Origin of the sequence: Streptomyces sp. NPDC015144, from assembly GCF_043079735.1 — a bacterium.
Lineage (GTDB): Bacteria > Actinomycetota > Actinomycetes > Streptomycetales > Streptomycetaceae > Streptomyces.
Map to the genome: position 1 here is coordinate 1 of NZ_JBIBUU010000032.1, position 23,962 is coordinate 23,962.

The following is a 23,962-nucleotide window of genomic DNA, read 5'->3' on the forward strand; positions in this document are numbered from 1 at the left end:
TCAACGGCCTCGCCAACAAAGTCAAATCCGTCTTCCACACCGTCGCCAAACCCGTCAACCGCGCCATCGACAAAATCATCAACCTCATCACCAAAGCCGGAAAGAAACTCTGGAACAAACTCAAAGGAAAGAAGGGAAGTGACAACAAAAAGAAGAAGGGCGACAATTCAACCAACGAAAAAAATAAGCTCCAGGAAAGGAAAGAAAGAGAGCTCCCTAAATCTCTTTCCGAAGCACAACAGATCGTCAGATCTGGCGAGTCGTCCGACACCACTCCCGCCGACCTGCTCACTTCCCTAAACCCCCTCAAAAAGAGATTTCCATGGATCCGGGGGTTCGAACTCGACGGGCCTCACCCCTACTCGGTATTCCTACTGGCCAGTCGCCACACGGTCGGGAAGTTCCGGAAAGCCGACGTAAAGAGGATGACGAGCGCCCACCAGAAAGCCCAGAAGAAATACGAATCCGCCAAAAAAGTCAGCCAGCAGGGCCGAACCAAGGCGGCAGTCGCCAAAGCCAGCGAGGCCGAAAAGGAGAAGTTGACAAATGGATTCCGAGAGCTCGCCAATAAATTCCACATGGGAAGATATCCGGAGCGCGACTACCAGAACGTCCTAAAAAGCACTCAGACTGCAAGATTCCCCATAGAAGACCTCATCGACATCTACGAAAAAGCAGGCGAACTGGCCAAAGATCTGGAGACATTACTTCAGTCACTCAGGAAAACGACACCACCTACGGTCGGGGCCGAAGTAGTCATAAGAATTAACAAGGATCGCATACCTGGAAAAGTCACCGCAGTGGGTCCAGTCGACTTCACCTTGGAAGAATTTAAAGAATATCGCGACGACGGAAAGACCGGACCTCCCATTCAATACCCAATCAGCGGGAAGTGGTACACCTTCGTCCCCGATCAGGGATTCTTCAAGCGGGGACCAGCATGGGAGACAATGAAGAAACAGGAAAGCTGGGCAGAGTACCGGGATGCCCGGCAAGTTCTCAGCTACCGAGCCGGCGCGAACGAGCGCTACCCCGCTGTCCCCAAAGGTAAGAACTGGCACCACATACGCGAGGCCAACAATGGCGGACCGAACACGGTAAAGAACCTCGCGCTCGTAGATGCAAAGATAAACCAGGAAGAATTCAACCGATGGTTCGAATCACCTCAGCCGGGCACAGGAGCAGTACCGGTTCGCGATTTCCTTTCAGGTCAGCCTGACGCGGAGCACATGAGATTCGGAATAGCCTGTATACATGCCCACGGCCTCTCCTTGAAGATGAAGAATATCGGGAGAGGTAACTACCAGGAGATTGAGTGATGAGGACTCAGGTAATACTGCAGTTCCCTAAGCCGCCGCAGAGGGAAACCCTGCTGGACCTCGCCAGGCACGGAGCCAAGGCCCACAAGGTCTACGTGAACACCTGGGTTTTTCCAGGAAGCTCACTGCCACAGGAACTTGAGGCCGACATCAATTCTCGGCAGATCAATTGCACCACGTTCTACGAGTTCAAGCCGACTCCTCAGGACTCATCGAACGAACTGGCTGCATATCTCTGGCTCGGGCGCTTCGAAGCAGTGCGAGAACAGGAACCTGACCTGATGCTCGCGAGAAGCACGGATCTTCGAGAAATCATTGCCAGTGCCCATTTGGCCAGGGAACTTTCCTCGATCTCGCCTGAAATCACCTGGAGGGATTTGAGAGACCAAGAGGGTTTCATGGTGCTGAATCAAGTTGCAGAGCTCCCTGACCCCATCTCAGTACCGCATCCCGTGTCCGTTTCAGAGGGCGAGGACGAAATCTGGGCCGTTCAGAGCGATGGCAGGGAATTTATCACACAGAAAAGCTTCGTTTTCCTCATGGCCGCAGGAATCGCTAATCCTGCCCGCTGCGTAGTGAATGAGCGTGTTCTCCACTGGCGGCGTGGCCTTGTCTTCGGGGGAAACGTTCTCAAATTCTTGATGGAAAATGAGGTCGTTGGCATGCCCCCCGAGCCGTCTTTCCTGACAAGAGCAGGGAGCCCCGGCTGAACGCACGCTGTCAGGAATCGACCACGTGCACCGGCAGGGACTTCACCCCGTTGATGAAGTTCGACACCAACCGCGCGGGCTGAGAGGCGAGTTGGAGTTGCCCCGGCGGCAGGGCCCGGCACACCTCCTCGTACAGGGCGCTCAGCTGCAAGCGTGCGAAATGCGCGCCCAGGCAGACGTGGGGGCCGTCGCCGAAGGAGGTGTGGGGGTTGGGGGTGCGGGTGAGGTCGAGGGTGAAGGGGGTGGGGAAGGCGCGTTCGTCGTGGTTGGCGGAGGCGTGGAGGACGACCACCTTGTCGCCGGCGCGGATGTGGGTGCCGGACAGTTCGGTGTCCAGGGTGGCCGTGCGGCGGAAGGTGAGGACTGGGGGGTGGCGGCGGAGGAGTTCGTCCACGGCCGTCGCCATTCCCGCGTCACCCCGGCACAACCTCGCGTACTCCTCCGGGTGTTGGGCCAGCAGGCTCAGGCCGCCCGGCGCCGCGCTGCGTACCGTGTCGTTGCCGGCCACCACCAGGAGGAAGAAGAACATCTCCAGTTCGGGCGCGGTGAGTTCGGGGTCCGTGGCCAGGGCCGTCATCACGTCGTCGGCCGGGTGGCGGCGCTTGTGGGCGGCCAGGGCGTGGGCGTAGTCGAACATGTCGCGCAGGGCCGACGGGGAGCGCGGGTTGACCGGTCTGCTGTCCGGGCCGAGGGTCGGCGTTCCGGCCTCGTCGGGGTCCTGGTAGCCGATGACGCGTTGCGTCCAGTGGAGGAGCAGGGCGCGGTCGGTGTCCGGTACGCCGAGCAGGTCGGTGAGGTTGAGCAGCGCGTAGTCGTCGGTGACGTGGGCGACGAGGTCGCAGGTGCCGTCGCCGGCCCGCGCCTCGGTGACGGCAGGGCTGAGGAGGGTGCGGGCGCGCTCGCGTACGGCCGTTGCGAAGTGGTCGACGCGCTTCGGGGTGAAGGCGCGGCTGACCAGGGTGCGCAGGCGGCGGTGGTGCGGTGGGTCCTGGTTGAGCATCATGCGGCGGATGAACGGCAGGTCGGCGGGGTCCGGGTCGCGGATCTGGGTGGCGCCCAGGTACGAGGAGAACGTCGCGGAGTCCTTCAGCACCCGCACCACGTCCGTGTGCCGGGCGACCGCCCAGAAGCCGGGGCCCTCCGGCCAGCCGAGCACCTCCGGTTCCTCCTGCCACGCCACCGGGTGGTGGTCGCGCAGGACGCGGTAGCGGTCGTGCGGGACGCCCTGCCCGTACAGCCTCGGGTCGAAGACGTCCGGGACGGCGACGGGCACGGTAGCGCTCACGCGTCCGCCCGCAGGAAGTCCTCCACCACCCGGATCAGGTCGAGCGGGGTCTCGTCCATCGCGTAGTGGCCGCACCCCGGCAGCTCCACCAGCTCGCCCTTCGGGTACCAGCGCATCCAGGTGGCGCGCTGCAACTCCGCCGACAGCGCCGGGTCCAGGGCGCCCGCCACGGCGAGGGCGGGTACGGGCAAGCCCTCGATCCGGTCGTGGAAGTCCTCGCCCGCCCAGGAGTCCAGCCAGGCCCGGAACGCCTTCGCGTCGCTGCACTCCACCGAACGGCGCACCATCCGGTCCAGCCAGCCGGCCGGGCGGCGGCCCCCGGTGGTGGTGTCGAGGATGGTCCGGCGGTTGGCCGGGGTGTCGGCCGCCCCGGCGAAGAGTTCCCACTGCTCGGGCGGGAGCGGCAGCCCGGAGGCGGGGACCGGCGAGACCCCGACGATCCTGCGTACCCGCTCCGGAGCGGCGGCCAGTACCCGCTGGACGACCGATCCGCCCATCGAGTGGCCGATCAGCGAGAACCGCTCCCAGCCGAGCCGGTCGGCCAGCGCGAGCACGTCCCCGGCCCCCTCGGCCGTGGTGAACACGCCGTCCGCGCCTCGGGCCTCCCCGTATCCGCGCAGGTCCACCACGGCGTAGGTGAACGAGCCGAGGTCGAGGTCGGGCAGCACGGGGGCGTACGCGGAACGGTCGGCGAGCCAGCCGTGCACCGCGATCACCTTGTGCGGGCCCTCGCCATGCAGCTCATGGGGCAACTCGTGGGGCGGAACAGGCGGAACAGGCAGTGCGGTCACGCTGACTCCCATGGCGGTACGGATGTGCGTACGGGTACGGGTACGGGGGAACGGCTCACCGGTTCGGGACCACGGTCGCGCCAACTCCGCACCCGCGCAATAGGGCCCGCCCCGACCGGTTCTCAGGCCAGCAGCTCCAGATACGGGCCGAATTCCGAGGCCAGGGTGAGCCGGCCCAGCTTCTGGTACTCGCGCTGGACGGCGTGGATCAGGGTGGGCATCGTCACCGGTTCGCCGGTGTCCGCGGCCAGGTACGCGGCGGTCACCGCGATCGAGCGGATGTTGCCACCCGCCAGCTCGAAGTTCTCCGCGCAGAACGCCAGGTCCAGGTCCCCGCCCCGGGGCAGCACGGGGCCCAGGCAGCGTTCCCAGAGGACGTGCCGCTGCTCGGGGTCCGGGACCGGGAAGTCGACGACGAGGTCCAGGCGGCGGGTGAAGGCGTCGTCCAGGTTGGCCCGGAGGTTGGTGGCGAGGATGGCCAGGCCGTCGAAGGACTCCATGCGCTGGAGGAGGTAGGCGCTCTCGACGTTCGCGTAGCGGTCGTGGGCGTCCTTGACGTCCGAGCGCTTGCCGAAGATCGCGTCGGCCTCGTCGAAGAGGAGGACGCCGTTCACGCCCGCCGCCTCGGAGAAGATCCGCTCCAGGTTCTTCTCCGTCTCGCCCACGTACTTGTCGATGACCGTCGCGAGGTCGACGGTGTAGAGGTCCAGGCCCAGGTCGGCGGCGATGACCTCGGCCGACATCGTCTTGCCGGTGCCGGAGTCGCCCGCGAAGAGCGCCGAGACGCCGCGCCCCCGGCCGCCGCCCGGGCGCATGCCCCACTCCCCCAGGACCCGGTCGCGGTGGCGGGCGCGGGCGGTGAGTTCGCGGAGCTGGGCACGGGTGTCGGGCGGGAGCACCAGGTCGTCCCAGCCGACGGCGGGTTCGATGCGGCGGGCCAGCCGGTCCAGGCCCGCCGCGTTCTGGGCACGGGCGCCCTGGCGGACGTGGTCGGGGGTGAGGGTGCCGCCGTCCAGGTGGGTGGTCTGGGCGGCGCCCCGGGCGGCGCGGGTGATCTGTTCCGGGGTGAGCAGGAAGGGCGAGAGCAGCCGGTCCACGTCGACGGCCGGGGGGACGGGCGCGTCGTACGCGTCGGTCCAGAGGGCCGCCCTGGTGGCGGGTTCGACGCGCGGGGCGTGCAGAAGCAGGGGCGGGGCGGCGGACCAGGCCGCGTCCCAGGGGGCCCGGCCCACCAGGATCGTGGGGACCGGGGTGCCGGTGAGCAGCCTCAGGAGCCCGGGGTGGTCGCGGGCGACGGCGTCGAGCGGGGCGCAGACCAGGCCCGCCCCGGTCAACCGGGCCTCCCGGACCAGGGCGCGGACGGCTTCCGCGGGGGCCGGGTCCTCGGCGAGGCGGGCCAGGTCCAGGCCGAGGACCCGGCGGCCCGCGCAGGTCAGCGCGGAGGCCGCGAGGGCGGTGCCGGCGCCGCCCTGGTCCTCGCGGAGGTAGGCGAGCGGGACGCCGTGGGCGAGGGCCCCGGCGAGCGGGACGGGGTCGCCGACGCCGGGTACGGCGTGCCACGGCGCGAGCAGCTCCGCGAGGCGCGGGTCCGGGGTGTCGTCGCCCAGCAGGTGGGCGGTGACCCGGTCGGGGACGCGCAGCGCCCGGCTGAGGAACGGCCGGTCCAGATCCTCGACGAGCAGCAGACGGCCCTCCCGGAGCGGTCCACGGGCCGCGAGCCGGCCGCGCGCCTCCTGGTCGGCGGGGGACAGCCCGCACAGGCCGAGGGCGAGGCCGATGGAGGGGCGGCGGCGGGTGACGTCGTCGTTGAGGTAGCCGTAGAACGCCTCGAAGCGGTCGTCGAGATCCGGTACGAGCGTGATGAGCAGGATCTCGACGTCGAGCTCGGTCAGGCCGAACTCGGCGGCCAGCGAGGACAACCTGGACTCCGGCCCCGTCCCCGGCCCCGGCTCTGCCCCTAGCCCGTCCCCCGCCCCGTGCGCGGGCACCGGGTCCGGGAACGCGCGGGCTCCGGACTCGTCCAGCAACCGGGCGATGCTCTCGTCCGTGAGGTAGAGGCCGCGGAAGGCGTCGTCCGGCTCCGGATCGGTGAGCTGCCGGGCCTCGACCGCCCGCCGGATGCGCTGTTCCACGGCCACCGCGCGGGCGAGCAGATGGCGCAGGTTCGGATCACCCACGGTGGTCATTCAGCACGGTCCTCCGTAGTCTCCGTTCCCGGAGCCTCCGCCCCGGCCCCCGCGCGTCCCTTGCCCGCCCTCCGGGTCTCCGTGATGCGGAGGGACAGCCCGCGCCGCCGCTCCCCGTCGGGGACCCGCCCGGCGGGCGCCCCGGACGGCCGCCCCGGTCGCCCTCCGTACACCGGGAGCCTGCCGCGCCCCGGCATCGGTTCCGAGACGGCTTCGGCGCGCTCGGGGATGTCCCCGAACCGGGCCTCCAGCCCCTCGTCGCCCACCGGCGGTCCGACCGCGTAGCTCGGCGACGCGGTCACCGGCACGCTGACGACCAGGTCGAGCGAGGGTTTCAGCTCCCCGCCCAGCGCGCTCCACACATCCGCGAACGAGCGGTCCTCGGGCGGCGGCAGCGCGATCGACATCGGCACCGGTGCGCCGATCTCCGCCAGGGTGCCCGCCATCCGGTCCGGCGGCAGCGCCTCGTACCGCAGCAGGCAGCCCAGCAGGGACGAGAGCAGCCGGTGTTCGTCCTCCGGGCGCTTGGTCCACGCCGTGATCAGGTACGACAGCTTGAAGAACCGGGGCGGGCGGCGACGCGCGACGATCGTGCCCCGCTCGTCGTAGTCGTTGTGCAGACCGCGCTCGCGTCTGCGCATGTCCTCACGGATGTCGTACAGGTACAGATTGACCATCGGTGCGTTGACCTTCGCCGCCCACTCCCGGGTCGGGGCGTCGAAGACGACCGCGATCTGGCCGCCGCCGAGCACCTCCGCCCTGATCAGGGCCCGCAGCACGTCATCGACTTCGTGGATCACCCGGTCACCCCCGTGCGGTCGGCGGCGCTCATGCGCGGCCCGCGAAGTCCGGCGGCTGGAGGTTCCGCTGCACCACCAGGACCGGTTTCTGGAGCCGGGCCAAGTCGTGCGCGTCCACTCGCAGGACGCGCGGCCCCAGCTTGTCCTTGCGCAGGACCAGGACCTGCACCTCGAAGGTGCCGTCGCGGCCCACCACGGCCGTGGCTCCACCGGGTGTGATGCCGATGTTCCACGTGAAACGTACCGTCGCCCCCGGCGGGTAGTCCTTGCCCCGGGCCAGCACCGGCTGCCCCGGTTTGGCGACCTGCGGGGTCACGGTCAGCGAGGGCTTCAGGACACGGAGCCGGTCGGTGTCCTCGTTGTTGGTCGTACGGCGGTCCGGCAGGGTGCCGCGCACGGTGGCCCGTACGTCCCCGGTGACCGCCGCGCGGTACGTGGCGTTCTGGGTCACCTCGATCCGGCCGCCGGACGGCACCGTGCAGGGCTTCGCCGCCGTGCAGCGGGTCAGGGCGGGCAGGGTACGGTCCCCCGCCTTGGCGGTCTTCGGCCAGCTGGTGCCGAGGACCACGCCCGTCGCCGGGTCCGGGCCCGCGTTGGTGATGACGAAACGGGCATGGGCCTGGCGCCCGGTGTACGTCCGGTCGGGGCTGACGTCGGCCTTCACCGCCAGGTCCGCCGAGGGCGGGACGGGGGGTTCCAGGACCTCGATCCGGGCGCTGTCCGTTCCCGTGTTGCCCGCCGAGTCGGTCGCCGTGCAGGTCACCGTCGTGATGCCGACCGGGAAGAGCGAACCGGAGGCGGGCTCACAGGTCACCGGGAGCGTGCCGTCGGTGGCGTCCTCGGCGGTCGCGGTGTACGTGACGTGGGCGCCGCCCTTGTCCTCGGCTCGGACGGTCAGGTCGTCGACGGTGACGACGGGTGCGGCGATGTCGTTCACGTCGATGGTGATCCGCTCCTGGAAGTCCGGGTCGGCCACCGCCGCCGGCCCGATCGCCTCCGCACCGGGGACCTGGGTACCCAGCAGGAACTGGACGGTGCAGCTCAGCCGGGCACCCTGCGGCGCGTCGGCGGAGACGTCGATGTTCTCCGCGAAGTGCGCGGTCTCGCCACTGGTGAGCTGCTGGGTGGGCGGATCGAGGCTGACGGAGAGATGCGGGTCGCAGTCGTCGAGCCGGTAGCCGACGCTGGTGGGGAGGTTGCTCAAGCCCTCGATGATGGCGTCGGTGACACCGTCGCCGGGGATCCCGTTCAGCATGCGGCCGTTGGTGGCCTCGGCGATCCGCTTGGCCTGGTCGGGGTCGTGGTACGGGTCCTGGTAGGTCTCGCTGCTGTATCCGGTGCCGTTGAGCCCGTCACCGTTGTCGGTCTCCACGTCGACGGCGATGACCCGCACTCCCTTGTCCTGGAGGGCGAACACCGCCTCCTCGTACGGGATCTTGTTGCTGGGATTGTGGCTCGACGCGTCGCCCACCAGAACCACGACCGGGCTGGCTCCCTCCCGGAAGACCGTGCCGCCGTCCGCACCATTGGCCACTTTCCACAGCGCGTAGATCCAGTCCTCCGACGGGCCCTTGCTCCTGTATCCGCGGGAGGTGTCCAGCTTGTCGACCCCCTGCGTCTGCACGTCCTCCAGGTTCGTGGTCAGCCCCTGGAGAACGGCGAACTCCGCCGTGGGATCGTCCTTCTCGTCGCCGTAGGTGGCCACCGCGAAGCGGGAGTCCGGCTGCTGCTCACGGACCTTCTTCGTGATCTGGTTCAGCCCTTTCTGCACGTCACCGATCGGGACGCCCATGCTGCCCGTGCCGTCCACCAGCAGGACCACGTCCGGCCGGGGCGGGATCGCCGGCGTACGCACCTGCTTGTCCACGCCCGTGGAACCGCCCGGGTCGACCGCGTCGGTGAACTCGGCCGGTGTGACCCAGGGTTCGGGCACGTCGACCGACGGCGCCCCGGCTGTGACGGCCGAGCCGGGCGCGATGCCGGTGGCCACGAGCAGCAGCGCGAGCGCGGGGACCCGGAGCGCGGCGAGGGTCCGGTGCCGCCCGGACGCCCGTCCGCCCGGCCACCGCGTACCCGGCCGTGACCGTGACGTCCGCCGAAGCGGCTGTAACCAGCGCACGGAAGCCTCCCCGTCCTCGCCCGACCCGACGGCACCGCATGCCGGTCGACACACCGGACGCCGGTCGGCACACCGGGCGTCAGGGTCCCGCGCGGACGGGCGACGCGCAGCGGTACGGAAGTCACACCCCCGGGAAGCCCCCACTGCCCGAAAGGGCAGCAGGGCCCCGCCCCCACCGACGGAGCGGCAGCGGGTCGCTGGTCGCTGGTCGGTTCAGATCAGCCCCTGCCGCATCGCGTACGCCACCGCGTGCGAGCGGTTCCGGAGTTGCAGCCGGGTCATCACCGAGTGCAGCACGTTCTTGATGGTGCGTTCGGAGTACGAGAGCTTCGTGGCGATGTCCGCGGTGTCGTATCCCTCCGCGACCAGCCTCAGCACATCCACCTCGCGCGCCGCGAGCCCCGTGAAGTGCAACCCGCGCGGGCCGAGCACCTGCCCCTGGAGGCGGCCCACCTCCTCCAGCAGCCGGCCCAGCAGGTCGGACGGGAGATGCCCCTCGCCCCGCGCCACCGTGCCGATCACCTGCACCAGATGCTCCGGTGTCGATTCGGAGCGCCTGACCACCCCGGCGACACCGCACTCCGCGGCGCTCACCAGCTTCTGTTCGTCGATGTCCGTGGTCACCAGAACGGTGCGCGAGGTGCTGGTGCGCTGAATATGCCGCAGCATCGTCAGCACCGCTTCGTCGACCGCGTCCACGACGACGATCACAATCTGCGGAGAGGACTCCCCTTCCCCCCACTCCACCACGCTGACCTCGGGTCGCGTACGTAATTGACTGGCCACGCCCGCCTGCGAGATCGGGTCCTGAGCTCTTAATGCGACAGTGGTGCGATCCATGGCAATGCTCCCCCTGGGCAACAGCCGATGGCATCACGTCGAACACAACCAACACGGCTGTTTCGTCTGCCTCATTCGCCTGAGGCGGTCAAAAGATGCCCGCCTTTCCTTGAAGGGAAACAAAAAAGCCGTTCCGGGCACGGAATCTGCCCGAATGTGTTCCTCCGCGGCCGATGGCGACGACCGGTACCGAACCTACGGTGCGCCCTATGAGTCTCACGGCAAGCCTCGACGAGGCATCCGTCACGGCCGCACCGGGCGAGGAGACCACTCTCCCCCTGCGGATCCTCAACTCCGGCAGCACCGTGGAGGAGTACCGCTTCGAGGTGCTCGGTGCCTGCGCCGCCTGGTCGACGGTCGAGCCGGCCACGCTCTCGCTGTACCCGGGCGACTCCCGGACCGTCTCCCTCAAGCTGCGGCCGCCCCGGGACTCGACCGTGCCCGCGGGGGAGACGACCTTCGGCATCCGGGTCGTCCCCACCAGTGAACAGGGCGACGCGGTGGTGCCCGAGGGGCGGGTCACCGTGCTCCCCTTCGTCGAGACGACCGCCGAACTCGTACCGCGCAGCTCGCACGGTGCCTGGGGCGGACGGCATCAGCTCGCCGTCGACAACCGGGGCAACGCCCCGCTCACCGTCCGGCTGGGAGCCCAGTCCGGCACCGAGCGGGCCCGGGTCTCGTTCGCGGCGGAGTCCCTGCTGATCGAGCCCGGCCGGGCGGACTTCGGCAAGGTGCGGATACGCCCCGCCAAGCGCGTATGGCGCGGCATCCCGGTCACGCACCCGTTCCAGCTGGTCGCCACCCCGGAGGTGGGCGAGGACCAGGCCCCGGTCGCACCGGTCGTCGTGGACGGCGTCTACCAGCAGGAACCCATCCTGCCGCGCTGGCTGCCCCGGGCCCTGATCCTGGCCGCCGTGCTGCTGATCGCGCTGGTGGGGCTCTGGTACGCGCTGCTGCGCCCGGCCGTGAAGTCGGCGGCCCGGGAGGCGGTCACCCCCGAGGCGGTACGGTCCGCCGCCGCGGCCGACAAGAGCAAGGCCCCCGAGAAGGGTGGATCGGCGGGCGCCTCGGGCGGCGGCGACTCCTCCGGGGCGAACGGAGGCTCGCCGAAGCCGAGCCCCTCACCGAGCTCCGGCTCCTCGTCCGGCGCCGGAGCCACCACCCCGACCAGTGCCCAGGTGCAGGTCAGGGACTCGGTGGGCGGCGGCCCGAACACCGGGGCCGCGCTCCAGGTGCCCAGCGGGCACACGTTCGAGCTGACCGACGTCGTGGTTCAGAACCCGCAGGGCGACGCGGGAACGCTGGAGATCTCGGCGGGCCGGGGCGCGCCCTTGTTCCGCCTGGCGATGGAGAACTTCCGGGACTCCGACTACCACTTCGTCACGCCGATCATGGTGCCCGCCGGGGGCAAGGTCACCATGACCGTCGACTGCCACAAGATCGGGAAGCCGGTGAACGCGCCGACGCCCTCGCGGTGTTCGGAGTCGCTCTTCCTCGGCGGGACGATGAGGACGGACACGGCGGACTGAGACCGGCCGGCCCCACCGACCCGTCCGGATCGGCCTTGCTCGCTCCTCCGGATCGGCCCCACCGGCTCCTCCAGGAGGACACAAGGCACGGAACAAGAGGCTCCGGCTCACTCGGCCGGGGCCTCTTCCTCCTCCTCGCCGCCCTCCTTCGCCCGCTGTACGAAGGAGCCCTGCACGTCGGCGGGCTGCTCGTCCTCGTCCTCCGTCGCGGCCCGCTGCACGGCCGCCGGACCCGCGGCGGAGGCCGGTGCGGGCGCGGGGGTCTCCGCGGCGGGCGCCGGGGCCGGGTCCGCGAGCACCCGGTCCGCGTTGGCGACGGCCTCCCGTTCGAACCGGTCGGACGGGTCGCTGACCCGGATGCCGCCCGCCGTCTCCGTACCGTCCACCGGGCCGTTGCGCTGCTGGATCACATGGGTCAGCTCATGGGCCAGGGTGGTGCGCCCCTGCGGCGAGGCGGGGTCGTAGGCGTCCCGCTGGAAGACCACGTTGTTGCCGACCGTGTACGCGTGCGCCCCGACGCCCTTCGCGGAGTCGTGGGCGGCGGAGTCGGTGTGGACGCGTACGTCGGAGAAGTCCGCGCCCATCCGGGCCTCCATGTCGGCCCTGGTGTCGGTGTCCAGCGGTGCCCCGCCGCCCGAGGAGACCACGTCGTGCACGGGGGAGCGCTCCTCCGTCCCGGGCTCCTCCCCGGTCGCCTTCTTGCGCTGGAGCATCGCCCCCACGGCGCTGTTGCCGACCGCCCGCTGGAGCACGCCCATGCCGCCGGCACCGACCACGTCGGCCCGTCCGGCCGCCGCTGCGCGGTAGAGCCGCCCGGTGTCCGCGGGCTCCCGCACCTCGGGGGTCCGCGCGGCGGACACGGGCTCGTCGTGCCCGTGGTCGTGCCCCGCGCGGTCGTGCTCGTGCCCGGTGTGGTCGTGCTCCTGGTCCCATTCCTGTGCGTGCATCGTCATCTCCCCTGCCCGCGCCCCGGCCGGGAGCGCGTCATGATGGCCTCACCGTTCCACCATCACGACGCCGCCCGTGCCCCGTCCAGCCCGGACCCCGCCGGCCGGGGGCAGCCGGTCCTGCCCGTTCGGGCACCCGTCCGGGCCGCGCCCGGCCCGCGCGTACGGCGAACGGGCGCACCGGCCGCCGGTGAAGTGGCCGGGCCGCACCGTCGTCGCGATGATCGGGGCATGACCCAGAGCGACAAGGACCGGCCGCCGCACACCACCCTGCGGATCGCCCAGGAGCCGGAGGCCGACGCACTCCTCTCCCGCAGCCCGCTCGCCGCCCTGGTGGGCATGTTGCTGGACCAGCAGGTGCCGATGGAGTGGGCCTTCAGCGGCCCGTACTCCCTGGCCCGGCGGATGGGCCGGGACGATCTGGACGCCCATGAGATCGCCGCCCTGGACCCCGAGGCGTTCGCCGAACTCTTCACCACCAAGCCCGCCCTGCACCGCTATCCCGGTTCCATGGCCAAGAGGGTCCAGCAGCTCTGCCAGTACCTGGTCGCGGAGTACGACGGCGACGCGAGCGCGGTGTGGACGGGCGCGTCCGACGGCGCCGACCTGCTCAAGCGGCTGAACGCGCTGCCCGGCTTCGGCACCCAGAAGGCGCAGATCTTCCTGGCGCTCCTCGGCAAGCAGTTCGGCGTACGGCCCAAGGGCTGGCGCGAGGCGGCGGGCCCGTACGGGGAGGCCGGCTCGCACCGCTCGGTCGCCGACATCACCGGCCCGGAGTCGCTCGCCGAGGTACGCGCCTACAAGCAGCACCTCAAGCAGGCGGCCAAGACCGCCAAACGCGCCGCCGGGAAGTGAAAGCCGGAGGGAAGTGAGAGCCGCCGGGAAGTGAGAGCCGCGGGGAAGTGACGGCCTCCGCTACCGCCTGCGCCGGGCCGTACCGAAGAGCGACCGCGAGATCTCCCGCCCGAGCTGCGTCCCCACGGAGCGGGCCAGCGACCGGAACATCCCGCTCGACACCACCTGCTCGACCAGCGAGGTGTCCTCCTCGGCGGCCCTCCCCCGCGCCACCCCGGTCTCCCGCCGCTCTGCCTCCCGGTCCTCTCGGTCCTGCCGGTCCTCCCGGCCGTCCCTCGCGGGAGGAGCGCTCAGCCTCTCGTACGCCGACTCCCGGTCCACCGCCTGCGCGTACCGCCCGTACAGCGGCGAGGCCCGCACCGCCGCCTCCAGCTCGGCCACCGGGTACGGCCCCATCAGGGAGTTCGGCGCCCGCAGCCGGACGGCGGCGACCGGCGTCGGCGCGCCGCTCTCGCTCAGCACCGTCACCACGGCCTCGCCGGTGCCCAGCCCGGTCAGCACCTCCTCCAGGTCGTACGGCGACTTCGGGAAGGTCTTCACCGTCGCCCGCAGCGCCTTCGCGTCGTCCGGGGTGAAGGCGCGCAGCGCGTGCTGCACCCGGTTCCCGAGCTGACCGAGCACGTCCGGGGGCACGTCGCGGGGTGTCTGCGTGACGAAGAAGACGCCCACGCCCTTGGAACGGATCAGCCGCACGGTCCGGGTGATCGATTCCAGAAAGGCCGCCGAGGCCCCGTCGAAGAGCAGATGCGCCTCGTCGAAGAAGAAGACCAGCTTCGGCCGGTCGAGATCGCCGACCTCCGGAAGATCGTGGAAGAGATCGGCAAGCAGCCACATCAGAAAGGTGGAGAAGAGCTGCGGCCGGTCCTGCACCGCCGCCAATTCCAGTACGGAGACGATCCCGCGCCCGTCCGGTGCCTGCCGCAGGAACTCCGTCGTATCGAATTCCGGTTCCCCGAAAAAATCACCGGCGCCCTGCTGTTCGAGCGCGGTCAACGACCGGAGGATCACTCCTGCGGTGGACGTGGAAAGTCCGCCGATCTCCTTGAGTTCCGCCTTTCCGGTGTCCGACACGAGAAACGCGACCACCGCCCGGAGATCCTTCAGGTCCACCAACTCCAGCCCTTTGGCGTCGGCGTAATGGAAGATCAGGCCGAGCGATTCCTCCTGCGTCCGGTTGAGCCGCAGCACCTTGGCGAGGAGCACGGGGCCGAAGCTGGTGACCGTGGCCCGCAGCGGGATGCCGGGACCGATGCCGCCGAGCGCGTAGAACGCGCAGGGGAAGCCCTCCGGCCGCCACTCCTGCCCCACCTCGGCCGCCCGCTGTCCGACCTTCCCGCCCGGTACGCCCGGGGCGGCGATGCCCGAGAGGTCGCCCTTCATGTCGGCGAGGAAGACGGGGACGCCCTCGGCCGAGAGCTGCTCGGCGATGAGCTGGAGCGTCTTGGTCTTGCCGGTCCCGGTGGCGCCCGCGACGAGTCCGTGTCGGTTGAGCATCGCCAGCGGGATCCGGATCCGCGCCCCGGGCAGGCAGTCCCCGTCCCAGAGCAGCGCGCCCAGGTCGAGCCCGGCCCCGGCGACGGCGTACCCCGCGACGATCCCCCGCACCGGCTCCGGCAGCGCTCCACTCCCTGCGCCGCCTCCAGTCCCGTCACCGTCGCCGCTTCCGCCCCCGTCGTCGCTTCCACTCGCGTCCCCCGCGCCCGTAGCGGCCCCGGATCCGGCGCCCGCATCCCGTACGCCCGCGCCCGGGGGCCGCGGCGCGCCCGGGGCCGCACGTTCACCCACCCGTTCGCCCGTATCTCCCCCGGCCGCCCCGGCCCCGCCGGGCACCGCGCCGTCGGCCGCGCCCGGGCCGGGCCCCGGACCAGCCCCGGAAGCGGCGTCCGGCTTCGGACCGTTGCCCGTACCGCCGTTCGCGCCATCGCTGTCACTCATCAGGGCCCCATTCCGGAATGCCTGCATTTGTGGCGTTCTCGCCAGCATCGCAGTCCGGGTCCATGGCTGCGCCCGGAGGCTCCAGCCCGGTAGGCTTTCCGTGTGATCTTCAAGCGCATCGGAAATGGGCGGCCTTATCCCGACCACGGCCGGGAAAGCACCCGGCAGTGGGCGGACGTCGCGCCGCGCCCGGTCCGCCTCGATCAGCTGGTGACCACCAAGGGCAACCTGGACCTCGAAACCCTCCTCGCCGAGGACTCGACGTTCTACGGTGACCTGTTCGCGCACGTCGTGAAGTGGCAGGGCGACCTCTACCTGGAGGACGGGCTGCACCGCGCGGTCCGCGCCGCGCTTCAGCAGCGTCAGGTCCTGCACGCCCGGGTGCTCGAGCTCGGCTGACCGAAGCGGCCCCGCCCCCGCGGCCCGGGAAGCGGGCGAGCCCCTGTACGGCCCGCAGGCCGCCCCGGGGTTCGTTCGGGTGCATTCACACCCGGACGGGTGCGATCCGTTGATCATTTAGTAGGCATCATCACCGAGCCGCACTACGCTGCGCCCATGAGCATGCTCACTCCCCCCGGCATGGGCGGAAAGTACCGCATCACCGGAAACACCTACCCACGGATGCGCCGCCCCCGGCGCCGCGGCAGGCTGATCCTCGCTGCCACCGCCTCCGTGGTCGCCCTCGGGCTGGCCGGCTGGGGCACGATGCAGCTCATCGACGTCTTCACCGGCGGCGACCGGAAGGCCGACGCCGCGGACCACAAGACGGACTGCCCGACCGCCCGGCCGTCCACCTCCACCGCCCACGCGAAGGCACTGCCGAAGCCCTCGAAGATCACCGTCAACGTCTACAACGCGACGACCCGCAGCGGGCTCGCGAAGCAGGCCGCCGACGAGCTGAAGAAGCGCGGTTTCGCCATCGGCAAGGTGGGCAACGCCCCGGCCGAGTACGACAAGAAGGTCCCCGGACCCGGTGTGCTGCTGGGCGCCCCCGCGGCCACCAACGACTCGTTCCCGGTGCTCGGAACGCAGCTGCACGGCGCCACACCGAGGACCGACGCCCGCAAGACGGCGGACGTCGATCTGATCCTCGGCAAGAAGTTCACGGCGTTCGACACGCCGAAGGCAGCGGCCGCGGCCCTCGCCGAGCTGGCGAAGCCGGCCCCCGCCCCGTCCTGCTGACGGCTGCCGGGCCGGTCCCGGCAGCCGCACACGCCACAGGAGTCTCCGGGCCGCCCTTTCCCCCGGGGCCCTGGCCGACCGCGGCGTACGTCAGTCGACCGTGCCGTACATCCGGTCGCCCGCGTCGCCGAGGCCCGGCACGATGTAGCCGTTCTCGTTGAGCCGCTCGTCGACCGAAGCGGTGACCACCGTCACCGGCGTACCGGCCAGCTCGCGCTCCATGACCTCGACGCCCTCCGGCGCCGCGAGGAGCACGACCGCGGTGACGTCGTCCGCACCGCGCTCGATCAGCTCGCGGATGGCCGCGACCAGCGTGCCGCCGGTGGCCAGCATCGGGTCCAGGACGTACACCTGGCGGCCCGAGAGGTCCTCCGGCATCCGGGTGGCGTACGTCTCCGCCTTGAGCGTCTCCTCGTTGCGGATCATGCCCAGGAAGCCGACCTCGGCGGTGGGCAGCAGCCGCACCATGCCGTCGAGCATGCCCAGACCGGCCCGCAGGATCGGCACGACCAGGGGGCGCGGGTACGACAGCTTCACGCCGGTCGTGGTCGTGACCGGGGTCTCGATGTCGACCTGTTCGGTGCGCACGTCCCGGGTGGCTTCGTAGGCGAGCAGGGTGACCAGCTCGTCGGCGAGGCGCCGGAACGTCGGCGAGTCGGTGCGCCTGTCGCGCAGGGTGGTGAGTTTGTGCGCGACCAGTGGATGGTCGACGACGTGGATCCGCATGGACTCAACAGTAACCGGGCCTCCCGCACCCGTGCGCTGGCATCAACCGCATGTTCGGGGGGAAGGTGGGGGCATACGGACCCAGCCTTGGGGTGATGAGTCGATGCCGGACGGCGACAAGCGGAAGCGAAGGCGGACCCAGCCGGACGCGCAGGACCCGCCGGGCTCGTCGGCCTTGCCGGGCTCGCGGGAGCTTCCGGATCCCGGGGCCCCCGAGGGCGCCGACGCCCCCGCCGATCCCGTCGACCCCGAGGAGAGCGCCGCGGCCCGCCGTCGGCGCCGCGCCCAGTTCCTGCGCGAGCTCCACGAGGCGAAGGCGCTTCGCGACCGCGTCCAGCCCCGGCGCGCGCGGGCGGCCCGGATGCGCCAGGCGATGCGCATGCGTACCTTCCGCTGGTAGCCGCCGGGCATCGCACCGGGGGCCGTACGGCGCCCCACCGGTGACCGTGCGGTGCCCGGCGTCCCTCTGCTGGCCGCGTCCAGGAGAACTGATGGCCGACGCAACGGCCGAACTCCTCTCCCGAACGCCTAGTTTCTGCCACGATTCCGATTGGGCGGGACTCAGGACAGCCGGGCCACCGGATGCCCTCCCGCCGGACCGACGCCCCTATGACCAGTGGGAGAGTCACGGTGTACTTCGCCGCACTGCTCGCGCGCACCGAAGACGGGTGGGAAGCGAGCGACACGGAACTCGACGATGTGGAGACCCTGTCCGACCTGACTGATCTGGCCCGTGACGCCTCGGTGGACGAGGACACGGTGCTCGTCTTCATCGAGCAGGAGGACGCCTGGTTCGGCGTCGTCCGGGTGGATGGCGAGGACGACCCCCGGATCTTCGTCTCGGACGCCACCGCCGCCGCCCGTTCCTCGTACGGGGAGATCCTGCTCACCGACGAACTGCTCGGCCGCGAACCCGAGGCCGAGGACACGATCGCCGCCCTCGAAGAGCTCGTCGGCCTCGACGGCACGGAGGACGGCGAACCGGACACGACCCCCGACCACACCTCCGACACCGATACCGACACCGGCTCCGATACCGACTCCGACTCCAACGACCCGGACGACGGATTCGGCGCCGACGCCGACGCCGTACCGGCGGGCCCGCTCGGCGACACCCTCGTCCTGGCCGACCTCGGACTCCCCGAGGCCGAGCTGCTGATGCTGAGCACGGACGTACTGGCGGAGATCGCGGACGCGCTGGGCGCGGCCGAGGTCCTGGAGACCGTCCGTTAAGGTCCGCGGGTGAGTGAACCACCGCACCCGCACCACCCGCACGAAGCGCGCGAACCGTACGACCCCGTGAGAGACCCGTGGCGGGCGCACATGCGCCGCGCCCTGGCCGAGGCCGATCTGGCGGCGCGGGCCGGCGATGTGCCGGTCGGCGCCGTCGTCCTCGGACCGGATGGCGCGCTGCTCGCCACGGGCCACAACGAACGCGAGGCCACCGGCGACCCGACCGCGCACGCCGAGGTCCTCGCCCTGCGCCGGGCCGCCGCGTCCCACGGCGAGTGGCGCCTCACCGGATGCACCCTGGTGGTCACCCTGGAACCCTGCACAATGTGCGCGGGCGCCCTGGTCCAGTCCCGGGTGGACCGGGTGGTCTACGGGGCCCGCGACGAGAAGGCGGGCGCGGCCGGCTCCCTCTGGGACCTCGTGCGCGACCGCCGCCTCAACCACCGGCCCGAAGTGATCCAGGGCGTGCTGGAAGCGGAGTGCGCGAGCCTGCTGACGGCCTTCTTCCGCACCCGCTGAGAACCGATTTCTTCTCCCGGCCCGCGATGGTCTAAGCTCTCTCTCGGTAGCGTGTCCGAGCGGCCGAAGGAGCTCGCCTCGAAAGCGAGTGTGGGGAAACTCACCGAGGGTTCAAATCCCTCCGCTACCGCTCTTGATGAAGGGCCCGACGCATCGCGTCGGGCCCTTCGAGTTTTGTGCTTTCCCCGCACAATGACGAACCCGGCAAACCACCTGCACGGGTGATGTACCGCCCGGCCGCCCCAGGTGCTGGAATGGCCCCATGCCCTCCCCGCGTCACGCCTTCGACACCGATCTCCTCGTCGTCGGCGGAGGCCCGGCCGGCTGCGCGGCGGCCCGGACGGCGGCGGGCGTGGGCATGCGGTCGATCCTGGTCGAGCCGGACGCGCTCTGCCGCAACCTGTACCGGATCCCGGCCCTGAACAACGTCCTGGGCGGCCACACCGACGGCGCCTCCCTGGCCACCGCCATCACCGACGAGCTGCTGACCGGCACCCCGCTCTGCCGGACCGAACTCGGCCGCCGGGTCACCGCGTTGCACGCGTACGACGACCACGCGGCCGCCACCCTCGACGACGGTCGCCGCCTGACCGCCCCGTACGCCGTCGTCGCCACCGGGGTGGGCCCGGTCCAGCCGCACGACACCCCCTGGATCACCGTCGCCCCACCGGCCACGCCTCCGCTGCCGCCGCTCTGGCGCGCCGAAGCGGCGGACGCCGAGGGCCGCACCCTCCTGGTCCTCGGCGGCGACCGCCTGATCGGTACGTTCCTGCGCGCCCACCCGGGTACGCGGACCCGCCTCCTGGTCGCGTACCCGGCGAGCGACGACTACAAGGTCGAGGAGATCCGCGACGACCCCCGCGTCGCCCTGCACCCCGTGGCCCACCTCACCCTGCGCCTCCCGGCAACGGCCGAGGCCCTGGACCGCGACGGAAACCCCCGCCGCCTCACGGCCGACGCCACCTACCTGAGCATCGGCAACTCCCCCGCACCCCCACCCGGCGACCTCCGCCCCGCCCCCACCGGCTACTGCCCACCGGCCGCCCAGCACCCGCGCCTCATCGTCGCCGGCGACCTCCGCTCGCCCCGCTACCAGCGCATCCAGACCGCCCTCGGCTCCGGCGCGGAAGCCGCCCTCCGCGCGTATTACGCGAGCCGCGACGCACCACCACCGGACCATCAAGTCCCCACGCAATGACATGAGTTGACGCCTGGGGGGATAACCTCCCTGCCATGTCATCCCAAGGGCGCAGCGCCGGATCCGTCTTCTGCATCGTCCTGGCGATGCTCAGCATCACCACGGCAGTGATCCTGTCGGCGATCGCGCTGAGCACGGCCTCCCAGGTCTCCGATCCACCTCTGGACGAGTTCAGCAACGAGGTGAGACTCCTTGAGGACGCCGACTGCGACACCAAGGCGGACACCGCGCCCGACCAGCTCTTCATGAGCTGCTTCTTCAAGCACCGGTCGACCATGCAGAAGGACACCGTCCGCTGGGAACGGGAGATCGCGTCCCGCCAGTCGTCCGTCCAGGCCAAGGGCAACCTGGCCGTCGTCTTCGGCCTTCTCGGAGTGACCTTCGCGGTCTGCGCGGTGGCCGCCAACAGGACCACGCGCCAGGCAACGCCCGACTCGGACGCACTGAACGAAACCAGGCCCTCCGCCACGTAAACGCCCAGGTCCGAAGTCTCGCCCCGCGTGTGCGGGGGTGGTCCGCGCGGCGACCGCGTGATCGTCGTCGGCCGCCTGCCGTCCCCGCGCGTGCGGGGGCCTTCCGGATTGGATGCCGGTGCGGCTGGTGATCCGTTGCGTGCCTGGCGGGTTGCGCGGGCCTCGCGTAGGGCCGGCGCGGGGCGGAAAGTGCAGGTCGGGGGAAGCGGCATCGGGGGGACAAGCCGCTTCCCCCGGTGGGAACGGGGCCTCAAGCCCTCGGCGTGGTACGGGGGGGTGGACCGCGGGAGGGCCCCACAGTGAGGGGCCGTTCCTGCGCCCTTTGGATTCCTGCCTCATCCGCCGGGCTCACCGTCCATCCTGCTCCTCCGCCGGTGCCGGGTGGGCGGGCGAAGGGCCTTGATCGGTGGGTCCTTGGTCCTTAAAAGTGCCGTGAGAGGTCACGGTGCCCCAAGGGATCCGGCCATACGTGCGGATAGACTCACCGACTGCGCAGGAGATCGACAGACGGCCGAAGGGGAGGCAGGGGCTGATGGCGCAAGCGAGAAAGATAGCTCTCTACATCATAGTCATCTTTGTCCTGTACACGATCATCACTGCCCCTGAGCGTGCGGCGGACCTCGTGCAGGTAGGGTTCGAGGGCATCGCGAGCGCCGCGAAGGGCGTCGGCTCCTTCATGTCGGAGCTCGTGAAGTAGAGAAGTAGCGCAGCGGGAAAGGGAGTGGGCCGTGATCCGCCATCTGGTCCTGTTCAAGCTGAACGACGGTGTCGAGCGGGACGACCCGCGAGCCGTGGCCGGGGCCAGGGCCTTCCAGGAGCTGGAGGGGCAGATCCCGGAGCTGGAGTTCTGGGAGTGCGCCTGGAACATCACGGACCGGCCGATCGCCTACGACTTCGCCATCAACTCCGCGGTCGCCGACGAGGACGCCCTGAAGCGCTACATCGAGCACCCCGCCCACCAGGCCGCCGCCGGCCAGTGGCGCGAATTCGCCACCTGGGTGATCGCCGACTACCCGTTCTGATTCATTCGGACCGGTTTCCCCTCTCGGTCCGGACCGCCTTCGAGCCCTTCACCACCATGGTGAGGGGCTTTTCCGGTTTTTTAAACCACGTTGAACCCAACACGACGCTATACGGTGCTTGCACACAGTGGACATGTCTTGTGATGCTATGACCGCTTTTGATGGATGAATTGATGGAGTTGACCGCAAAGGGGTGGCGTCATCGTGCCGGCCAGTGCAGCGCCTCAAGTGCCTCCCCAGTCCGGCCAGCCCGGTCAGGAGTCCGGTCAGCCGAGCCCCGCCGGTCAGCCGGACCCCGCCACCCCGGCGGGGCAGGCCGCCGGTACGGCCGCATCCGGCGGGTCGGTCGGGCCCGCGCAGGCCGCCCGGAGCCGGGGGGCGGACACCCGGGCGCTCACCCAGGTCCTCTTCGGCGAGCTCAAGAACCTGGAGCCGGGAACCCCCGAGCACGGCCGGGTGCGGGCGGCGCTGATCGAGGCGAACCTGCCGCTGGTGCGGTACGCCGCCGCGCGGTTCCGTAGCCGGAACGAGCCGATGGAGGACGTCGTCCAGGTCGGCACGATCGGGTTGATCAACGCGATCGACCGGTTCGACCCCGAGCGCGGTGTCCAGTTTCCGACCTTCGCCATGCCGACCGTCGTCGGGGAGATCAAACGATACTTCCGGGACAACGTACGGACCGTCCACGTCCCCCGTCGACTGCACGAACTCTGGGTCCAGGTCACCGGCGCCACCGAGGACCTGACGACCGCTCACGGCCGTTCGCCCACCACCGCCGAGATCGCCGAGCGGCTGAGGATCTCCGAGGACGAGGTGCTCGCCTGCATCGAGGCGGGGCGCTCGTACCACGCGACCTCGCTGGAGGCCGCCCAGGAGGGCGACGGCCTGCCCGGACTGCTCGACCGGCTCGGGTACGAGGACCCGGCGCTCGCCGGGGTCGAACACCGCGACCTCGTCCGGCACCTGCTCGTACAGTTGCCCGAGCGCGAACAGCGCATCCTGCTGCTGCGCTACTACAGCAACCTGACGCAGTCCCAGATCAGTGCCGAACTGGGCGTCTCCCAGATGCACGTGTCCCGATTGCTGGCCCGCAGCTTCGCCCGACTCCGGTCCGCAAACAGGATCGACGCGTAACCGGATCGGGTACAGCACGCGAAGTCCGTTTTCCGGGGCCCGAATGGCCTACACCCCTTGTTAACTGCGCTTATGTCACAAAGACTTGTCGACATGTCACTACAGCGTGTTGCCGACATGTGACATTCTGCGGGAACCGCGTTTGCCGTGGCCCCGCCTCCGGTATTCAGGTGGAGGCTGCGTTCCTCCGATGGTCGCGGCTCGACGCGACCGTCCGCGACCTCAAGGGGGTGGCATGTCCGCAGAACAGGGCAGCTCGAAGGTGCTCACGCTCACGAAGAGCGAACCGGCACCCGCAGTGCTCACCAGCCCGCCGGAAGCCATCGACACCCGTACGCTGTCCCGCTCCCTGTTCCTGCGGCTCGCCGCCCTCGAACCGTCCCCGGACGGCACGGACAGCCCGGAGCGCGCCTACGTACGGGACACACTCATCGAGCTGAACCTCCCGCTGGTGCGGTACGCGGCGGCCCGGTTCCGCAGCCGCAACGAGCCGATGGAGGACATCGTCCAGGTCGGCACGATCGGCCTGATCAAGGCAATCGACCGGTTCGACTGCGAGCGGGGCGTGGAGTTCCCGACCTTCGCGATGCCGACCGTCGTCGGGGAGATCAAGAGGTTCTTCCGCGACACCTCCTGGTCGGTGCGGGTGCCGCGCCGGCTCCAGGAGCTGCGGCTGGCCCTGACGAAGGCCAGCGACGAGCTCGCGCAGAAGCTCGACCGCTCGCCGACCGTCCCCGAGCTGGCGAAGGCGCTCGGCGTCTCCGAGGAGGACGTGGTCGACGGGCTCGCCGTCGGCAACGCGTACACCGCCTCCTCGCTGGACTCGCCCTCCCCCGAGGACGACGGCGGCGAGGGCTCCCTCGCGGACCGGCTCGGGTACGAGGACTCGGCCCTGGAGGGCGTCGAGTACCGCGAGTCGCTCAAGCCGCTGCTGGCCAAGCTGCCGCCGCGCGAGCGCCAGATCATCATGCTGCGCTTCTTCGCCAACATGACCCAGTCGCAGATCGGCGAGGAGGTCGGGATCTCGCAGATGCACGTCTCGCGCCTGCTGACCCGTACGCTCGCCCAGCTGCGGGAAGGACTCATCGCCGACTGACGCCGTGGATTTCCGTACCGGAGCGCGACCCTTCCGATTTGACGGACCGTCAGCCACACTGGC

At 70.3% G+C, this 23,962-nt stretch carries 24 protein-coding genes and 1 tRNA gene; 16 read left to right on the forward strand and 9 right to left on the reverse strand.

Annotation, left to right across the window (positions count from 1 at the left end; all coding sequences use genetic code 11):
- Nucleotides 1-1,319 (forward strand): hypothetical protein (locus tag ACF08W_RS33345; protein WP_392281587.1); only part of this gene is annotated, 1,319 nt, incomplete at its 5' end.
- Nucleotides 1,319-2,029 (forward strand): hypothetical protein, encoded by a 711-nt coding sequence (locus tag ACF08W_RS33350; RefSeq protein ID WP_392281588.1) that lies wholly within the window; start codon nucleotides 1,319-1,321, stop codon nucleotides 2,027-2,029. The genes ACF08W_RS33345 and ACF08W_RS33350, both read left to right, overlap by 1 nt.
- 10 nt (nucleotides 2,030-2,039) lie before the next feature.
- On the opposite strand, the gene ACF08W_RS33355 is transcribed toward ACF08W_RS33350, so the two are convergent.
- The 6 genes from ACF08W_RS33355 to ACF08W_RS33380 form a co-directional block, all read right to left on the reverse strand.
- Entirely contained in the window at nucleotides 2,040-3,314 is a 1,275-nt protein-coding gene (locus ACF08W_RS33355; RefSeq protein ID WP_392281589.1) for a cytochrome P450, read from the reverse strand.
- On the reverse strand, nucleotides 3,311-4,105 hold the full coding sequence (locus ACF08W_RS33360) for an alpha/beta fold hydrolase (protein ID WP_392281590.1): 795 nt from the start codon (nucleotides 4,103-4,105) through the stop codon (nucleotides 3,311-3,313). Before ACF08W_RS33360 ends, ACF08W_RS33355 begins: the two co-directional genes overlap by 4 nt.
- A 122-nt stretch (nucleotides 4,106-4,227) precedes the next feature.
- A complete protein-coding gene (locus ACF08W_RS33365) occupies nucleotides 4,228-6,291 on the reverse strand; it encodes an ATP-binding protein (protein ID WP_392281591.1) in 2,064 nt (687 codons plus the stop codon).
- Nucleotides 6,288-7,091, reverse strand: a complete 804-nt coding sequence (locus ACF08W_RS33370) for a DUF4255 domain-containing protein (RefSeq protein ID WP_392281592.1) — start codon at nucleotides 7,089-7,091, stop codon at nucleotides 6,288-6,290. The genes ACF08W_RS33365 and ACF08W_RS33370 overlap by 4 nt, the downstream gene beginning before the upstream one ends.
- Nucleotides 7,092-7,119: 28 nt before the next feature.
- Nucleotides 7,120-9,210: a VWA domain-containing protein gene (locus ACF08W_RS33375; protein WP_392281593.1), complete on the reverse strand. Its 2,091-nt coding sequence runs from the start codon at nucleotides 9,208-9,210 to the stop codon at nucleotides 7,120-7,122.
- 213 nt (nucleotides 9,211-9,423) lie between these two features.
- A complete protein-coding gene (locus ACF08W_RS33380; RefSeq protein ID WP_352273936.1) occupies nucleotides 9,424-10,050 on the reverse strand; it encodes a response regulator transcription factor in 627 nt (208 codons plus the stop codon).
- Between the two features lie 209 nt (nucleotides 10,051-10,259).
- On the opposite strand from ACF08W_RS33380, the gene ACF08W_RS33385 reads away from it, so the two are divergent.
- Nucleotides 10,260-11,579 (forward strand): hypothetical protein, encoded by a 1,320-nt coding sequence (locus tag ACF08W_RS33385; protein ID WP_392281594.1) that lies wholly within the window; start codon nucleotides 10,260-10,262, stop codon nucleotides 11,577-11,579.
- 107 nt (nucleotides 11,580-11,686) lie between these two features.
- On the opposite strand, the gene ACF08W_RS33390 is transcribed toward ACF08W_RS33385, so the two are convergent.
- Complete coding sequence (locus tag ACF08W_RS33390; protein WP_392281595.1) at nucleotides 11,687-12,532, reverse strand: DUF4157 domain-containing protein; 846 nt, start codon at nucleotides 12,530-12,532, stop codon at nucleotides 11,687-11,689.
- 225 nt (nucleotides 12,533-12,757) lie between these two features.
- Here ACF08W_RS33390 and ACF08W_RS33395 point away from each other — a divergent pair, with 225 nt between their 5' ends.
- Entirely contained in the window at nucleotides 12,758-13,381 is a 624-nt protein-coding gene (locus tag ACF08W_RS33395) for an HhH-GPD-type base excision DNA repair protein (protein ID WP_392281596.1), read from the forward strand.
- Between the two features lie 60 nt (nucleotides 13,382-13,441).
- On the opposite strand, the gene ACF08W_RS33400 is transcribed toward ACF08W_RS33395, so the two are convergent.
- Nucleotides 13,442-14,986 carry a helicase HerA-like domain-containing protein gene (locus ACF08W_RS33400; protein WP_392281597.1) on the reverse strand — a complete coding sequence of 515 codons (1,545 nt, stop codon included), beginning with the start codon at nucleotides 14,984-14,986 and terminating at the stop codon, nucleotides 13,442-13,444.
- A 432-nt stretch (nucleotides 14,987-15,418) separates the two neighbouring features.
- On the opposite strand from ACF08W_RS33400, the gene ACF08W_RS33405 reads away from it, so the two are divergent.
- Both ACF08W_RS33405 and ACF08W_RS33410 read left to right on the forward strand, forming a co-directional pair.
- Entirely contained in the window at nucleotides 15,419-15,715 is a 297-nt protein-coding gene (locus ACF08W_RS33405; RefSeq protein WP_072488263.1) for a type II toxin-antitoxin system VapB family antitoxin, read from the forward strand.
- 180 nt (nucleotides 15,716-15,895) lie between these two features.
- Complete coding sequence (locus tag ACF08W_RS33410) at nucleotides 15,896-16,498, forward strand: LytR C-terminal domain-containing protein (protein ID WP_385203891.1); 603 nt, start codon at nucleotides 15,896-15,898, stop codon at nucleotides 16,496-16,498.
- 90 nt (nucleotides 16,499-16,588) lie between these two features.
- Here the strand turns inward: ACF08W_RS33410 and upp are convergent, their stop codons facing one another.
- Nucleotides 16,589-17,224: a uracil phosphoribosyltransferase gene (upp, locus tag ACF08W_RS33415; protein WP_352273941.1), complete on the reverse strand. Its 636-nt coding sequence runs from the start codon at nucleotides 17,222-17,224 to the stop codon at nucleotides 16,589-16,591.
- Nucleotides 17,225-17,327: 103 nt separating this feature from the next.
- Here upp and ACF08W_RS33420 point away from each other — a divergent pair, with 103 nt between their 5' ends.
- From ACF08W_RS33420 to ACF08W_RS33465, 10 genes are all read left to right on the forward strand, one after another.
- Nucleotides 17,328-17,624, forward strand: a complete 297-nt coding sequence (locus tag ACF08W_RS33420) for a hypothetical protein (protein ID WP_392281598.1) — start codon at nucleotides 17,328-17,330, stop codon at nucleotides 17,622-17,624.
- Nucleotides 17,625-17,854: 230 nt separating this feature from the next.
- Nucleotides 17,855-18,457 carry a hypothetical protein gene (locus ACF08W_RS33425; RefSeq protein WP_392281617.1) on the forward strand — a complete coding sequence of 201 codons (603 nt, stop codon included), beginning with the start codon at nucleotides 17,855-17,857 and terminating at the stop codon, nucleotides 18,455-18,457.
- Nucleotides 18,458-18,547: 90 nt separating this feature from the next.
- Nucleotides 18,548-18,976 carry a tRNA adenosine(34) deaminase TadA gene (gene tadA / locus ACF08W_RS33430; protein ID WP_352274222.1) on the forward strand — a complete coding sequence of 143 codons (429 nt, stop codon included), beginning with the start codon at nucleotides 18,548-18,550 and terminating at the stop codon, nucleotides 18,974-18,976.
- Nucleotides 18,977-19,021: 45 nt separating this feature from the next.
- Nucleotides 19,022-19,106, forward strand: a tRNA-Ser gene (locus tag ACF08W_RS33435).
- Nucleotides 19,107-19,238: 132 nt separating this feature from the next.
- Nucleotides 19,239-20,174 carry an FAD-dependent oxidoreductase gene (locus ACF08W_RS33440; RefSeq protein WP_385202496.1) on the forward strand — a complete coding sequence of 312 codons (936 nt, stop codon included), beginning with the start codon at nucleotides 19,239-19,241 and terminating at the stop codon, nucleotides 20,172-20,174.
- Nucleotides 20,175-20,209: 35 nt separating this feature from the next.
- Nucleotides 20,210-20,647, forward strand: a complete 438-nt coding sequence (locus tag ACF08W_RS33445; protein WP_385202499.1) for a hypothetical protein — start codon at nucleotides 20,210-20,212, stop codon at nucleotides 20,645-20,647.
- Nucleotides 20,648-21,116: 469 nt separating this feature from the next.
- Nucleotides 21,117-21,344: a hypothetical protein gene (locus tag ACF08W_RS33450; RefSeq protein WP_352274240.1), complete on the forward strand. Its 228-nt coding sequence runs from the start codon at nucleotides 21,117-21,119 to the stop codon at nucleotides 21,342-21,344.
- A 31-nt stretch (nucleotides 21,345-21,375) separates the two neighbouring features.
- Nucleotides 21,376-21,669 carry a Dabb family protein gene (locus ACF08W_RS33455; RefSeq protein WP_352273945.1) on the forward strand — a complete coding sequence of 98 codons (294 nt, stop codon included), beginning with the start codon at nucleotides 21,376-21,378 and terminating at the stop codon, nucleotides 21,667-21,669.
- A gap of 204 nt (nucleotides 21,670-21,873) precedes the next feature.
- Nucleotides 21,874-22,803 (forward strand): SigB/SigF/SigG family RNA polymerase sigma factor, encoded by a 930-nt coding sequence (locus ACF08W_RS33460; RefSeq protein WP_392281599.1) that lies wholly within the window; start codon nucleotides 21,874-21,876, stop codon nucleotides 22,801-22,803.
- A 235-nt stretch (nucleotides 22,804-23,038) separates the two neighbouring features.
- Complete coding sequence (locus ACF08W_RS33465) at nucleotides 23,039-23,899, forward strand: RNA polymerase sigma factor SigF (RefSeq protein ID WP_352273947.1); 861 nt, start codon at nucleotides 23,039-23,041, stop codon at nucleotides 23,897-23,899.
- Nucleotides 23,900-23,962: the final 63 nt, after the last annotated feature.